The sequence below is a fragment of the Pseudomonas sp. A0308 genome, assembly GCF_044218815.1.
Classification (GTDB): Bacteria; Pseudomonadota; Gammaproteobacteria; order Pseudomonadales; family Pseudomonadaceae; genus Aquipseudomonas; species Aquipseudomonas iridis.
In genome coordinates this window covers 6,071,602-6,086,489 of record NZ_CP162581.1, presented here as the reverse complement: position 1 = coordinate 6,086,489, position 14,888 = coordinate 6,071,602, and the positions used below count along the sequence as shown (strand labels likewise).

The 14,888-nt window shown below is 60.0% G+C and carries 11 protein-coding genes and 1 pseudogene; 8 read left to right on the top strand and 4 right to left on the bottom strand.

Going from position 1 to position 14,888, the window contains the following annotated elements:
* Positions 1-91: 91 nt before the first annotated feature.
* Positions 92-682, top strand: coding sequence for a hypothetical protein (locus AB4P92_RS28140; protein ID WP_395598519.1), 591 nt, complete (start codon positions 92-94; stop codon positions 680-682).
* A gap of 145 nt (positions 683-827) precedes the next feature.
* Here the strand turns inward: AB4P92_RS28140 and AB4P92_RS28135 are convergent, their stop codons facing one another.
* A complete protein-coding gene (locus AB4P92_RS28135; RefSeq protein ID WP_395598518.1) occupies positions 828-5,735 on the bottom strand; it encodes an NAD-glutamate dehydrogenase in 4,908 nt (1,635 codons plus the stop codon).
* A gap of 505 nt (positions 5,736-6,240) precedes the next feature.
* Between AB4P92_RS28135 and AB4P92_RS28130 the strand changes: the two genes are divergently transcribed.
* From AB4P92_RS28130 to AB4P92_RS28100, 7 genes are all read left to right on the top strand, one after another.
* On the top strand, positions 6,241-6,594 hold the full coding sequence (locus AB4P92_RS28130; protein ID WP_047301644.1) for a hypothetical protein: 354 nt from the start codon (positions 6,241-6,243) through the stop codon (positions 6,592-6,594).
* A 271-nt stretch (positions 6,595-6,865) separates the two neighbouring features.
* Positions 6,866-7,825, top strand: a complete 960-nt coding sequence (locus AB4P92_RS28125; RefSeq protein ID WP_003218556.1) for a MoxR family ATPase — start codon at positions 6,866-6,868, stop codon at positions 7,823-7,825.
* 5 nt (positions 7,826-7,830) lie between these two features.
* Entirely contained in the window at positions 7,831-8,775 is a 945-nt protein-coding gene (locus tag AB4P92_RS28120; RefSeq protein ID WP_042559487.1) for a DUF58 domain-containing protein, read from the top strand.
* Entirely contained in the window at positions 8,772-9,269 is a 498-nt protein-coding gene (locus tag AB4P92_RS28115; RefSeq protein ID WP_115147057.1) for a DUF4381 domain-containing protein, read from the top strand. The genes AB4P92_RS28120 and AB4P92_RS28115 overlap by 4 nt, the downstream gene beginning before the upstream one ends.
* Positions 9,262-10,341, top strand: a complete 1,080-nt coding sequence (locus tag AB4P92_RS28110; protein ID WP_395598517.1) for a vWA domain-containing protein — start codon at positions 9,262-9,264, stop codon at positions 10,339-10,341. Before AB4P92_RS28115 ends, AB4P92_RS28110 begins: the two co-directional genes overlap by 8 nt.
* Positions 10,338-12,074, top strand: a complete 1,737-nt coding sequence (locus tag AB4P92_RS28105; protein WP_273875481.1) for a tetratricopeptide repeat protein — start codon at positions 10,338-10,340, stop codon at positions 12,072-12,074. Before AB4P92_RS28110 ends, AB4P92_RS28105 begins: the two co-directional genes overlap by 4 nt.
* Positions 12,071-13,708: a BatD family protein gene (locus AB4P92_RS28100; protein ID WP_395598516.1), complete on the top strand. Its 1,638-nt coding sequence runs from the start codon at positions 12,071-12,073 to the stop codon at positions 13,706-13,708. The genes AB4P92_RS28105 and AB4P92_RS28100 overlap by 4 nt, the downstream gene beginning before the upstream one ends.
* 61 nt (positions 13,709-13,769) lie before the next feature.
* On the opposite strand, the gene AB4P92_RS28095 is transcribed toward AB4P92_RS28100, so the two are convergent.
* From AB4P92_RS28095 to AB4P92_RS28085, 3 genes and pseudogenes are all read right to left on the bottom strand, one after another.
* Positions 13,770-14,078, bottom strand: coding sequence for a hypothetical protein (locus tag AB4P92_RS28095; RefSeq protein WP_395598515.1), 309 nt, complete (start codon positions 14,076-14,078; stop codon positions 13,770-13,772).
* An 88-nt stretch (positions 14,079-14,166) separates the two neighbouring features.
* On the bottom strand, positions 14,167-14,469 hold the full coding sequence (locus AB4P92_RS28090) for a hypothetical protein (RefSeq protein WP_042559493.1): 303 nt from the start codon (positions 14,467-14,469) through the stop codon (positions 14,167-14,169).
* 80 nt (positions 14,470-14,549) lie between these two features.
* A pseudogene (locus AB4P92_RS28085) lies at positions 14,550-14,774 on the bottom strand (hypothetical protein); the annotation flags it as partial.
* Positions 14,775-14,888: the final 114 nt, after the last annotated feature.

The window sequence follows — 14,888 nt, the reverse complement described above, 5'->3', positions numbered from 1 at the left end:
AAGTAACCGTTCCAGGCTTTTAAAAAACTCAATGAATTGCATACTGTCGATGCAACACAGAACTTAAACCCAACCAAACAAGGACGAACCCATGGGTATTTCGAATAGCCGATCTTTTCTGGCGAAAATCAAATTCGATGATGCTGACATCGTATTCTTCGACAAACATCCTTTCGGCAAAAACTACGAGTTCCGCAAGAGCCACATCACTACATCCCACGGCCCCGAAAAATCCGGTGACGCCCTGGCCAGCTACTCTCCAGCGAGGTGGGATGGCCCGGACTACGCTTACTTTATTGGCCACGACGATTACACGTACAAGATACAATTCCGCAGCGGCACGAACCATGCGTTGTATCTCGGTGCCGGTGTCAAAATCGGCTATCCTCTCGGAGCCTTCACGGAATCGAACACCACAGGTTCTTTTGCACTGTTCGATGCCAACTTGAATGTCGTCACCCTGGATGACATTACAACAAACAATGCCAGCGTTTATTTGAAATTGAATCAGGGCGATTTCATTAAAAGACAAGTGCTCGACGATAAGGTCTACACTTTTAGCGGGCAACAGGGGACTCTGGTCAAACTCAACATTGAAATCGTCGAACGCGGTTTTGATGACTTGGCGAACTACGGATTCTCGCGCTCGGTGCAACAATTCCTGAGACTGGATTCGAATTAAAGTTCGGGTTTTTCGAATGAAGGAGCAGTCGACGCGTAATAGCATCGACTGTATCCGAGAGATTTCCGCGGCTGCACTTGTTGAGTCCGCATAAACAAAAAAGCCCCGCATCTCACGATGCGGGGCTTTTTCATTCAGTTGCCGATCAGACTGCCGGCTCGAGCTCGGCGTTGGCCGGGGTCGTTGTCGGTGCAGGAATGACTGCCTGGCCGCTCAACGCCAGATCCAGCAATTCACGGTTGGCGACTGCATACATGGCGTAGTCAGTGCCGCTCGCGGCACGGATTTCCACCAGCATGGCGCGCCAGCGCGAGATCATGCTTTCGTGCTGCGCCATCCACAGCGCCAGACGTGTTTCCACGTCCTGAGTGCCGTCGCCCTGTTGCAGGACAGAGATGGTGATCGCACGTTGCTGCCAGTCCACATCATCACGGAACGCTTCACGGGCCAGCGCCTGCCAGTTGTTTTCAACAGGCAGAGCACTGATCTGTTGCAGGTACCAGGTGATGTCCAGCGCACTGCCCACGGCGAAGTAGGCCTTGGCCACTTCGGCAGGGTTCTGGCCAGTCACGTCGGACGCTTCGATGATCGGCAGCAGGGTGTACAGGTGCGAGGTGCCCGCAACCATACGCGCCAGCAACTCCGGTACACCGGCTGCAACGTAAGCCTGATAACGCGCCTGCCAGTTTTCACGGATTTCGCCGCTCAGCAGTTCGTCGAGTTTCAGACCCAGCTCTTTGAGGTGCGGACCGAAATGCGCGACGTCACGGGCAGCGTTCTGCTCGTTACGACGGGCACGCAGGAACCAGCGAGTGGCACGGCGACCCAGACGCATCAGCTCGTCCATCAGCTCCAGCTGTACGTCAGCGGAAACCTGATAGTCCAGCGCTTCGATCTGACGGAACCAGTGCGGGAGGTGGAAGATGTCGCGCACGATCACATAAGCGCCGGCCACGTTCGCCGGGCTCATGCCGGTCGACTCTTTGAGTCGTTGAACGAAGGTGATGCCCATGTGGTTGACCAGATCGTTGGCGATCTGGGTGCTGACGATCTCGCGCTTCAGGCGGTGACGACGCATGGCTTCGGAGAACTTGCTGACCAGGGTCGGCGGGAACGCCGTTTCCATGTCGCGGGTCAGGTAATCATCGTCCGGCACCTGGGAGCCCAGCAGCTGCTCCTTGAGGTCGATCTTGCTGTAGGAGATCAGCACCGACAGCTCAGGACGCGTCAGGCCGTGGCCCTCAGCGATACGCTCAGCCAGTTGCTCTTCGGTCGGCAGGAACTCGATGGCACGGTCCAGCTTGCCACGGCCTTCCAGATCGCCCATCAGACGCTTGTACTCAGCGATGCGCTCATACGCACGACGCGCTGCCAGGGACAAGGCCTGAGTCTGCTTGTAGTTGTTGCCCAGCACCAGATTGCCGACTTCGTCGGTCATGCTCGCCAGCAACTGGTTGCGTTGCTTGTCGGTCATGTCACCGGCCTGAACCACTTCGTTCAGCAGGATCTTGATGTTCACTTCGTGGTCGGAGCAGTCCACACCACCGGCGTTGTCGATGAAGTCGGTGTTGGAGCCGCCGCCATTGAGGCCGAATTCCACACGACCCAGCTGGGTCATGCCGAGGTTACCGCCCTCGCCCACGACTTTGCAGCGCAGTTCGTTGCCATTCACGCGCAGCGCATCGTTGGCCTTGTCGCCGACATCGGCGTGGCTTTCGGTGCTGGCCTTGACGTAAGTACCGATGCCGCCGTTCCACAGCAGGTCCACCGGCGCCTTGAGCAAGGCGTTCAGCAGCTCGGTCGGGGTCAGCTTGTCAGCCTTGATGTCGAAGCGTTCCTGCATCTGCGGGGAAATAGCGATGCTCTTCGCGCTACGCGAGAAGATACCGCCACCTTCGGACATGATGCTGGTGTCGTAATCGGTCCAGGCCGAACGCGGCAGGTCGAACATGCGCTGACGCTCGACGAAGCTGGTCGCCGGATTCGGATTCGGGTCGATGAAGATGTGCAGGTGGTTGAACGCAGCAACCAGTTGCAGCTTGTCCGACATCAACAGACCGTTACCGAACACGTCACCGGCCATGTCGCCGACGCCAACCACAGTGATGCTGTCTTCCTGAACATTGATGCCGCGCTCGCGGAAGTGGCGCTGTACGCCAACCCACGCGCCTTTAGCGGTGATGCCCATTTTCTTGTGATCGTAACCGGCCGAACCACCGGAGGCAAACGCGTCACCCAGCCAGAAGCCGTAGTCGATGGCGATGCCGTTGGCGATGTCGGAGAAGGTTGCAGTGCCCTTGTCCGCTGCGACGACCAGGTACGGGTCGTCATCGTCGTGGCGAACCACGTTCAATGGCGGAACCAGCGTGCCGTCTTTCAGGTTGTCGGTGATGTCCAACAGACCGGAAATGAAGATGCGGTAGCAGGCGATACCTTCGGCCGCGATCTCGTCACGGCTGCCGCCCAGTGGCAGACGACGCGGCAGGAAACCGCCCTTCGCACCCACCGGCACGATGACCGAGTTCTTCACTTGCTGGGCTTTTACCAGGCCGAGGACTTCAGTGCGGAAGTCTTCTTCACGGTCCGACCAGCGCAGACCACCGCGAGCAACGTTGCCGAAGCGCAGGTGCACGCCTTCAACGCGTGGCGAGTAAACGAAGATTTCGAACTTCGGTACTGGCTTCGGCAGCTCTGGAATTGCGTGCGGGTTGAACTTGAAGCTGAAGTAGGACTTGTTCTGGCCGTTGGCGTCAGTCTGGTAGAAGTTGGTACGCAGCGTGGCTTTGATCAGGTCGAGGTAACGACGCAGGATGCGGTCTTCGTTGAGCACCTGAACGTCGTCCAGTGCCGTCAGAATCGCTTGTTCCAGACGCTGTTGCTTGTCTTCCAGGTCGTCTTCGCTGAGCTTGCGCGCCAGATAGAAGCGGGTCTTGAACAACCGGGTCAGTTCGCGAGCGATGTCGGTGTGGTTGTTCAGGGTGCTGGCGATGTAACCCAGATCGAAGCCCAGACGAATCTGCTTCAGGTAACGGGCGTAGGCACGCAGCAGCGCCACGTCGCGCCACGGCAGGCCGGCGGTCAGTACCAGACGGTTGAACGCATCGTTCTCGGCTTCGCCACGCACGATGTGGACGAAGGCGTCCTGCAGGGTGTCGTTGAGTTGCTGGATGTCGAGGTCCAGGCCTTCAGCGGCCGTGAACGCGAAATCGTGAATCCAGAACTCGCGGCCATTGGTGTGACGCAGGCGATACGGGAACTCACCCAGAACGCGCAGGCCAAGGTTTTCCAGAATCGGCAGCACGTCGGACAGTGCCAGCGGCGTGTCGGCGTGATACAGCTTGCAATGCAGCTCGCGCTGGCCGGAAACCTGACCCAGCGGCTGATAGAAACTCATCACCAGCGGATTTTTTTCGTTGAGGCTCAGCAGGTGCTGCATGTCGACCACAGCCGAATGCGCAGCGAAACGCTCGCGGTAGCCGGCCGGGAAACCTTTCGGGAAGTCAGCCAGCACATTGGTGCCGTGGGCTTCGCCGAAGCTTTCGACGGTCAGTGCGGCGTAGTCGTCCTGCCAGCTGCGGCAGGCCTGAACCACTTCTTTTTCCAACAGCACCGTGTCGATGTCGAGACGGTTTTTCGGATCGACACGCAGGATCAGCTGCACGCGCGCCAGAACCGACTCGGAGAAGAACGTCCAGAATTCGCAGTCGGACGCCTTCAGACGTTCCATCAGTACTTGCTGGATCTTCTGGCGAACTTCGGTGGAATAGATGTCACGCGGCACGTAGGCCAAGCAGTAGCAGAAACGACCGTACGGGTCTTTGCGCAGGAACACGCGGATCTTGTTGCGTTCCTGGATCTGCACGATCGACATCACGGTAGTGAACAGTTCGTCGACCGGGGTCTGGAACAGATCATCACGCGGCAGCACTTCGAGCACCTGCGCCAGTTCCTTGCCCAGGTGAGCCTTGGACTGGAAGCCGGAGCGGTGTTCGATTTCTTCGACCTTGCGGCGGATGAACGGGATGACCCGCACGCTCTCGCCATACACCGAAGAGGTGTACAGGCCCATGAAACGGTGTTCCTTGATGACTTTGCCGTCGGCGTCGATTTCACGGATCGACACATAGTCCGGGTAGGCCGGACGGTGCACACGGCTTGGGTGCGCAGCCTTGGCGAACGACAGCAGGGTCGGTTCGCGCAGGTAGCTCACGGCGTAGTCTTCGATGCGCAGGTCATCGTAGGTCAGGCCGGTGCGCAGCAGCTTGGTCAGGCCGAGGAAGGAGTTCTGGTCGTACTCGATGTGGCCGCCGTCGGCCTGATTGGTGACCACGAACTCTTCGTAGCCCAGGAAGGTGAAGTGGTTACCCACCAGCCATTCCAGGAAGCTCTTGATTTCGTTCTTCTCGTCGGCATCGACGACGAATGCGCTGGTGTCGAGCTTGGCGAGGAGTTCCTGCACCTTGGCTTTCATCGGTTCAAAATCGGCGACCGCAACGCGGACTTCACCGAGAACCTGCTCCAGCTCTTTGCTCAGCACATTCAATTCGGCCGCGTTGGCGCAGCGGTCGATTTCCAGGTACATCAGCGATTCGTGCAGTACGCCTTCGCCGGTGCTGCCTTTTGGCAGGATTTCCAGCAACTCGCCCTTGTTGCCACGACGCACGCTGAGCACGGTGGTTTGCAGGGTGTGGATGCTGTAGCCGCGGCGGTTCAGCTCGGTACGGACCGAGTCGACCAGAAATGGCAGGTCATGGTGCAGGACTTCGACCGCGGTGTGGGTCGACTGCCAGCCATGACGCTCGTAATCGGGGTTGTAGACGCGCACTTGCGGTTGCGCGTGATCGAAGCGCTCAAGCAGGCGCCACGCAGAGAGAGTACAGCCAGCGAGGTCGGAGAGGCGACGCTGGGTCAGCTCGTCCAGGGAAATGATGCCGAAGAATTGTTCAGCGAACAGCGCCACTTGTGGCAGTGCCTGTTCACTGATGTGCTGCGCCAGTGCCGCTTGCAGTTGGTGCTGGAAGTCGGCTTTGCTGGCTGCGGTGAAGAACGCCATCTGTGGTACTCCGCTTAAGCTTGTTATTGATGGAAAGCGTCGCGTGCAACACCCCTTTCGGGGCTTGTGTCGCCCTGTTCCTGATTCTCGGGCAGAGGAAACAGGGGGACAGGTGGGTGAAGCTGGACGGGACACTCAGGTCACATTCACCTTCCATGAATGAGCATCTGCAAAAGCGACTGTCCGGGGCTGCCGACAATGCCTTTACGGGTGCTCATCCGTTGCGCAGCTTAATGGGTGCGACAATGTGTCTGCTTGCGGTGCTGCGACATATTCGGTCATTGGCACGTAAACCAAGGCTCTGGCTGGGTTAAACACTAGCATTCATGGCGCAGAACGTCGGCCTGAATGCCCGGTTTTACGGTACATCCGTGCCAGAAATGACCATTGACCCATGTCGCGTTCACGACACATCCTCTGACACTCTCACATGCAGAAATTCCCGAGGGCTGGCAGAATCGCGCCCAATTGCGACCAACACGCCCTTTGAGGCAGGAATTCCCCCATGCAAATGACCACCGCCCTACTCATCGTCAACCCGTGCGACGACGAAGAAGACAACATGGCCATGCTCTGCTGCCACAGCGACAAGGGCGACATGTTCCTGATGAGCCGTTATCCGGACGAGGATGAGCTGGAGATTACGCTGGATGGCGAGCCTTCGACGCTCGATGGCGTCAAAGTCACCCTGACCTCGACCCTGCTGAAGATCGAGATTGCGGCGGCGGATGCCGATGCGTTGAACGGGGATGATGTGCTGGAGATCAGCTTCAACCCGGACATGGTGGATATGGATGAGGTTGTGGAGACTTTGAAGAACATCCTTGATGGCACCGGGACCTTTATTAACCAGATTTGATGTTGTCTGAACTGGCCCCTTCGCGAGCAGGCTCGCTCCCACATTGACGGATTTACGCCGCTCAAATGTGGGAGCGAGCCTGCTCGCGAAGAGACCCGAAACAACACCGCCCTTCCCGGGTACTACAAAAATCCAACAATTCCCACGATCATTTCCCGCACTTTGCGCGAAATGCCGTTAGTCGCCACCCCCCGCGATGGATTAAAGTAACGCCCCCAGCCCCGGCGTTATCCTTGCGCCTGTGGCCACCCCTTTCCAGGAACAGTCACCGATGGAACATCGTGAAGCGCTGCTGGCGCTGCGAACCTTTCTTTCAACGCAGATTCTCGGCCAGGAAAAACTCATCGAGCGTTTGCTCATCGCCCTGCTCGCTGACGGCCACATGCTGGTCGAGGGCGCTCCGGGTCTGGCCAAGACCAAAGCGATCAAAGAACTCGCCGAGGGCATCGAAGCCCAGTTCCATCGCATCCAGTTCACCCCCGACCTGTTGCCTGCCGACATCACCGGCACCGAGATCTATCGCCCGGAAACCGGCAGTTTCGTGTTTCAGCAGGGGCCGATCTTCCACAACCTGGTGCTGGCGGACGAAATCAACCGGGCCCCGGCCAAGGTGCAATCGGCGCTGCTTGAAGCGATGGCCGAGCGCCAGGTCAGCGTCGGGCGCAGCACCTATGAGCTATCGCCGCTGTTTCTGGTGATGGCGACGCAGAACCCGATCGAGCAGGAAGGCACCTATCCATTGCCCGAAGCGCAACTAGACCGCTTCCTGATGCATGTCAAAATCGGCTTCCCCGACGCCGCCGTCGAACGGCGCATCCTCCAGCAAGCCCGTGGCGAAGCGCTGAACGGCGAGACCAAACCCGAGCGCCGGGTCAGCCAGCAGGCGATCTTCGCCGCCCGCAAGGAAATTCTTGGCTTGTACATGGCTGACGCCGTGGAGGAATACCTCGTGCAACTGGTCATGGCCACGCGCACCCCGGCCAAGTTCGACCCGGAAATGGCCGAATGGATCGCCTATGGCGCCAGCCCGCGGGGTTCGATCGCCCTCGACCGCTGCGCCCGGGCCCACGCCTGGCTGGCCGGACGCGACTTCGTCAGCCCCGAAGACATTCAAGCCGTACTGTTCGACGTGTTGCGTCATCGCATCATTCTGTCGTTTGAGGCCGAAGCCGCCGGCATCGATCAGGATCGGGTGGTGCAGCGGATTCTCGACGTCGTAGCCGTCGCTTGACCCCCATGAACGCCCCTCTGCCGTCCGAACCGGGCATCCGCGTCAGCCTCGCCGAACTGATCGAGATGCGCCACCGTGTGCGCGAAGTGCAGCTGTTTTCCACGCCGAGCCAGCGCAGCCCGTTGATCGGCTTGCATCACTCGAAATTCCGCGGGCGTGGCGTCGACTTCGATCAAGTGCGGGTTTATCAGGCCGGCGACGACGTGCGCACCATCGACTGGCGCGTTACCGCTCGCACCCAAGAGCCGCACACCAAGCTGTTCCATGAGGAACGCGAACGGCCGATCTTCATCATGGTCGAGCAAAGCACGCGGTTGTTTTTCGGCTCGGGGCTGATGTTCAAGTCGGTGCTGGCGGCGCAAGTGGCGGCGTTGATCGGCTGGGCCGCGCTCGGCCATAACGACCGGGTCGGCGGGCTGGTGTTCGGCGACAACGAGCACTACGAAATCAAGCCGCGACGGAGCAAACAGAGCCTGCTGCAACTGCTCAACCGTCTGGTGAAAGTCAACCAGTCGTTGCACACCGAGCGCGAACCGGATCGCGACACGCTCGGCGTGGCCCTGCGCCGCGCCCGTGAAGTGCTGCGTCCGGGCAGTCTGGTGATCGTGATTTGCGATGAGCGCGCATTGTCTGATAGCGCAGAGCAGCAACTGAGCCTGCTTTCTCGGCATTGCGACTTGCTGATGCTGCCGCTGTCCGATCCGCTTGATCACGCCCTGCCCGCCGCCGGCCTTTTGCGATTCGCCGAACGAGGCGCGCAACTGGAACTCGACACGCTCAATTTTGACCTGCGCCAAACCTATCGCGCCCAGGCCGAAGCACGTATCGCCCGCTGGGAATTGCTCGCGCAAAAGCTGCGGGTGTTGCTGATGCCGCTGAGCACCCAAAGCGAGATGGTCGAGCAGATGCGCGAGTTCCTCAATCCGCAGCGACCGGGGAAAGGTCGATGAACGGCCTCGAACAACTGCAACCGCTTATCTCCCCGCCCCCGATTGCCTTCTGGCCGCCGGCGCCGGGCTGGTGGTTGCTGCTTTTGTTATTGCCGCTGCTCGGCTTCGCCGTGTGGCGTCTGCGCCGTTTCATCCCGATTAAAAAACGCCCGGTGGTGCGCGCCGAACAGCCGCTCGACCCGGTGCGCATCGCCGCCCTCGCCGAACTGGCACAAATGCCCAAACCCTACGACGGCGCCCCGGCCGGAGCCTGGCTGCAACAACTCAACGGTCTGCTCAAACGCCTGTGCCGCAACCATTACCCCTACAGCCAGAGCCACACGCTCAATGGCCGCAAGTGGCTGGCGTTTCTCGACAACCGTTGTCCGGCCGCCGGGCTGACGCGCTGGATGGTGCTGGTTGAAGGCGCCTACAAGCCGGAATGCAAACTCGACGACAAAGCCATCGCCGGACTGACCCAAGCGGTCGACACCTGGATTCGCAAGCATGTTTGAATTCGCCTGGCCGTGGATCTTCGTCCTGTTGCCGCTGCCGTGGCTGATGCGCCTTGTGCTGCCGGTGGCCGACAGCGGCGAGCCGGCGTTGAAAGTCAGTTTCCTCTCCGACCTTGAAGGCCTCGCGCGTCGTCGTGCTCGGGCCAATCTGCCGGCGTGGCGCCAACAGGCACCGTTCATTTTGCTGTGGCTGCTGCTGTTGAGCGCCGCTGCACGCCCGCAATGGCTTGGCGAACCACTCCCGATTGCTGCCAGCGGTCGTGATCTGCTGGTCGCGGTGGACGTGTCCGGATCAATGGACTTCCCCGACATGCAATGGCAGGACGAGGACGTCAGCCGCCTGACTCTGGTGCAACACTTGCTGGGTGACTTCCTCGAAAGCCGCGACGGCGATCGCGTTGGCCTGATCCTGTTCGGCAGCCAGGCCTATCTGCAAGCACCGCTGACCTTCGATCGCCACACCGTGCGTGTCTGGCTCGACGAAGCGCGGATCGGCATCGCTGGCAAGAACACCGCCATCGGCGACGCCATCGGTCTGGCCTTGAAACGCCTGCGCCTGCGTCCGGCGCAAAGTCGCGTGCTGATTCTGGTCACGGACGGCGCCAACAATGGCGGCGAAATCGACCCGCTGACCGCGGCGGAACTGGCGGCCAGCGAAGGCGTGAAGATCTACCCGATCGGCATCGGCGCCAATCCGGAAGACAGCGGATCCACCGCGTTGCTCGGGGTCAATCCGAGCCTGGACCTCGACGAGCCGGCGCTTAAAGCGATCGCTGAAGTCACCGGCGGCCAGTATTTCCGCGCCCACGACGGCAAAGAACTGCAAGCAATCAAGGACACCCTCGACCAACTCGAGCCGGTGACCCAGCAACCGACCCAGGCACGACCGGCGCAAGCCTTGTATCACTGGCCACTGGCGTTGACCCTGTGGCTGAGCCTGCTGTTGGTCGCGCGTGAATTGTGGCCGGACAACCCGCTGCAACGCCTGTTCAACAAGGAGCTGTACCTGCAAAGTCCGCTGCCTGACTGGCGTGAGCGCCTCAAACGCTTGCGTCTGCGGAGGCGCCGATGATCGCCCTCTGGCCGCACTGGTTTCGTCCGTGGTGGTTGCTGTTGCTGCCGCTGCTCGGCTGGCTGATCTGGCAACTCTGGCATCGGCAAAAACGCGCTGGCCGCTGGCAGATGATTTTGCCGCCGGCATTCCACGCCACCCTGCTCAGCGGCGGTAGTGGTCGCGACAGCAAACTGCCGTGGGTCGCCCTGGGCGTGGCATGGCTGCTGACGATTCTGGCGCTGCTCGGGCCGAGTTGGGAGCGCGTCGAACAGACCAGTCAGAAACCTGCCGATCCTTTGGTGGTGGTGCTGGAACTGACCCCGGAAATGCTCGCCACCGATTCGCCGCCGACGCGACTGGAACAGGCGCGACGCAAACTCTTCGATCTGTTGCAGGCACGCAGCGATGCGCAGACCGCCATCGTCGTCTACGCCGGCAGTGCCCACACGCTGGTGCCGCTGTCGGATGATTTGGCGACCAGTCGTAACCTGCTCGACGCCCTCAAGCCTTCGCTGATGCCGCAAAGCGGTCATCGCGCAGACCTTGCGGTGAGCAAAGCGCTGGCATTGCTCAAACAAGGCGCGCTCGGCCAAGGCCGGATTCTGTTGATCGGCTCATCCCTGAATGAAGAAGAGCGTCAAGGCATTCGCCGTGCCCTGAGCGGTGAGTCGGCGCAACTGTTGATGCTCGGCGTCGGCACCGCAGAAGGCGCACCGATTGCTCAGGAGGACGGCAGTTTCCTCAAGGACGAACAAGGCGCGATCCGCGTGCCGCAACTCGACAGTCCGGGCCTCAGCGCTTTCCTCAACAGCGTCGGCGGCGACTATCACGTCGCACGGCTGGACGAAGGCGATCTGGGCGCCCTCGGTTTGCTCAATGGCCCGCGCAGTTTGCGCGACGACGGCCAGACCGTGCGCCTCGACACCTGGGCTGATCAGGGTTACTGGTTGCTGTTGCCGCTGTTATTGCTGGCGGCGTGTGCCGGGCGTCGCGGCTGGTTGTTCTGTCTGCCGCTGCTGTTCTGCCTGCCGCAGCCCAGCTACGCTTTTGACTTCGAAGACCTGTGGCTGCGCCCCGACCAGCGCGGGCTGCACCTGCTGAAGCAGAAACGCCCCGCCGAAGCGGCGCAACATTTTGCCGATCATCAGTGGCAAGGGGTGGCGTTGTACGAGGCCGGCGACTACAGTGGCGCCGCCCAGCGTTTCGCCGAAGGCAGCGACGCCCGCGCCCACTACAATCGAGGCAACGCGCTGGCGAAAAGCGGTGAGCTGGACGCCGCCATCGATGCCTATGAACAGGCACTGGAGTTGCAACCGGACTTGCGCCCGGCGCAGACCAACAAGGCGCTGGTGGAAAATCTGCTGAAGCTGCAAAAAACACCACCGCCCGCTGAACCGGAGCGCAAACCGACGGAGCAAAACCTGCCTGGCGATGAACCGCCGCCAGCGACCGCGCCGCCACCTGCGGTACAAAGTGAAACTCGCAGCGAGGCTCAGCCCGCCGAGTCGGCCAGCGAACCACCACCGACCGCCCCGCCGCTGCCAGGCCCTGACGAATTGCCCGGCAGTGACGAGGAAGAAGAAACGAACACCGTGCCGACGCTGCGTCCCAGCGAGGACAACCTCGAAGGCGAGCAACGTCAGGCACTGGAACAATGGCTGGGCAAGATCCCGGATGACCCCGGCGAATTGCTGCGACGCAAATTCTGGTACGAACAGCAACAACATCAGGATCAGGAAAACATTCGATGACCCGCTTCACCGTTCTCTTGCTGCCCCTGCTGATCTGCACGGCCACCGCGCACGCGGCCGAGTTGATCGCCAGCGTGGATCGCAGTCGCCTGAATTCCGGCGAGACGGTCGAACTCACCCTCGAAACCAGCGACGTCACCCAGTTCGGCAAACCCGACCTGACACCGCTGGAACCGCTGTTCGAAGTACGCGGCACGCGGCAGGTCAACCAGTTGAACACCCTCAACGGCGACAACCGCGCCACCACGCGCTGGATCATCACCCTGTTGCCAAAGGAAAACGGCAGCGTGCTGATTCCGCCGCTGCAAGTGGGCGATGTCCAGAGCCAGCCGATCACCGTGCAAGTGGTCGAAAGCGATGTTCGCGAGGACAAAAACAGCCTCGACCCGGTGTTCATCGAGGCCAGTCTCGATCAGTCCAGCGTCTACGTGCAGGCCCAGGCGATCCTGACCCTGCGCATCTACCATTCGGTGTCGCTGTACGACGACAGCAGCCTGACCCCGCTGCAAATCGCCGACGCGCGCGTCGAGCAACTCGGTGACACGCGCACCTACGAGAAAGACATCAACGGCGTGCGCCATGGCGTGATCGAAATGCGCTACGCGATCTATCCGCAGCACAGCGGCTTGTTGACCATTGCGCCGCAGACGTTTAGTGCAACGCTGGTCGAGACTCAGCCCGCTCAGGACTCGACCGCACAAGGGCCGAAACCCGGCAAACTGATGCGAGTCAGCTCCGCGCAAATCCCCCTCACGGTCAAACCCAAGCCGCTGACCTACCCGATCGATGCGCCATGGCTTCCAGCCCGCAGCTTGAGCCTGAGCGAAAGCTGGAACCCTGAGCCAGAACACACTCAGGTCGGCGACTCGCTGACACGCAGCCTGACCCTGAAGGTCGAAGGCCTGGCCAGCTCTCAATTGCCCGCCATGCCCGCCACCGAAGTCAACGGCCTGCGGCGCTACCCGGATCAACCGGTGCTGAGCAACCAGAGCAGCGACCGTGGCCTGATCGGCAGCCGTGAAGAACGCGAAGCGCTGGTCCCGAGCCGCAGCGGTTTAATCGACCTGCCAACGGTGGACGTGGTGTGGTGGAACACTTTCGAGGATCACCTGGAACACACCAGCCTGCCGGCCCGCATCCTGCAAGTGGCCAACAACCCGAGCCTGCAAGTCGACACCCCGACCGGCAGCCTGCAACCGAGCGCGGTCGACAATGATGTGTTGTGGTGGTGGAAACTCAGCACGCTGATCCTGGCCTGCACCACCCTGCTCGGCTTCGGTCTTTGGTGGCGTGCGCGCTGGCAACCGGCGATCCTGCGCGCCGCCCAAACCGGCCCGAGCCCGCGCACATTGATGGACGACATCAAGCGTGCGAGCCAGGCCAACGATCCGCACGCAACCCGCCAGGCACTGGATGCCTGGGCGCGTCAGCAACCAGAGACGCTGGCGGATATGGCGGCGCGGTTTGTGCCGTTGTCGGATGCGCTGGATGGGCTCAATGGCGCGCTGTACAGCGAGACGGGGCAGCACTGGCAGGGTGAGGATTTGTGGCGGGCGATTCGCACGATTCCGGCGGCGGAACGGGTGCAGGATCCGGTGGGTGAGAGTGGGTTGCCGCCGCTTTATCCGAAGTAGGCTTGATTTCGTTCTCCGCTCTACAATGAAACGGGGCGCCTCGAGGGTGCCCGCTACATTTTCAATAGTTAAAATCTGTAGAAACCTTGAGGTTGCTGTCGAACTTCAAAACAAAAGATCGCCATCTGCCTCCCGTATACGCAAACATGACTTCATTTAATTTCGATACCAGCTCCGACGCTTCTGATTCACAAGCGTCAGCCAAAAAAACGGAATGCCGCTCACCATCTTTATGGTAGAAAAAGCTTGATTCAACCCAGCCTTCATCGGGATCAGTTTTGGCTTTATAGACTATCTCGTCACAAGAACCCGGGGCTTGCTCGTAAATCAGCGAAGCCAACGTGTTTAGAATATCCAGCTGTTCTTTCATAACGCTACCAATCGTGCTTGTTATGGAAACGGAGGGCGGTAGCCGTCCGTTGCTCCAGACATTAAGTGATGCGCCAATAACTCCATAATCAATAGCTGAACTTCATCTTCACTTCCCCACCCTCTCGGTAGGACATGACAAACGATTTCCATGGTTCACCGCGCTGCACGGCATTAGCCTTTAATTCTTTTGCCAAAAAATACACGTCGGAGATATCAAAATCGATTTCGGCATCAGTTACCTCAACACCGTTTTTTTCAACGGTCAATTCGGCTTCCATAAACCCCTGACTTACCTCTATTTCGTATCGAAAGGCGTCGTACCCGTGAACAATACCCCCTTCGACCATGTGAAAAATTTTTTTGACGATTTCTAGATCTTCTGTGATCACTCGATTATCTCCGGTATTTTTCGGGCTTCGTTTTCGAACACTACGGACTTGGTTTTACCGTCAATCGTGTAAAACACTTGCGGTGTGGCGATGTTGATGATCGGCACGCCGTTGCCCGCCCGGTCCAGCGAGGTGTTCGGGTTCGCCACCACGATGCCGTCGGCCTGAGCCCACATCGGTTGCCAGAACATGACGTTCGCCAGCAGAAACGCCAACCCGCGCTTGGGCATGCCCAGAAACGATTCACGGGGTTTCACGGCAGCAGCAGGCTGACGAGCGAGCAAGTCGAAGTGGCGGACGTCCATGTTTAAAATCTCATTACAGCAGGCAGGAATACGGGATTGACGACAAGCGCAGTTGATCCAACAGGCCCGGACCTTGGCGCCCACGAGAGCAAACAAGGGTAAAGCTCGATTGCC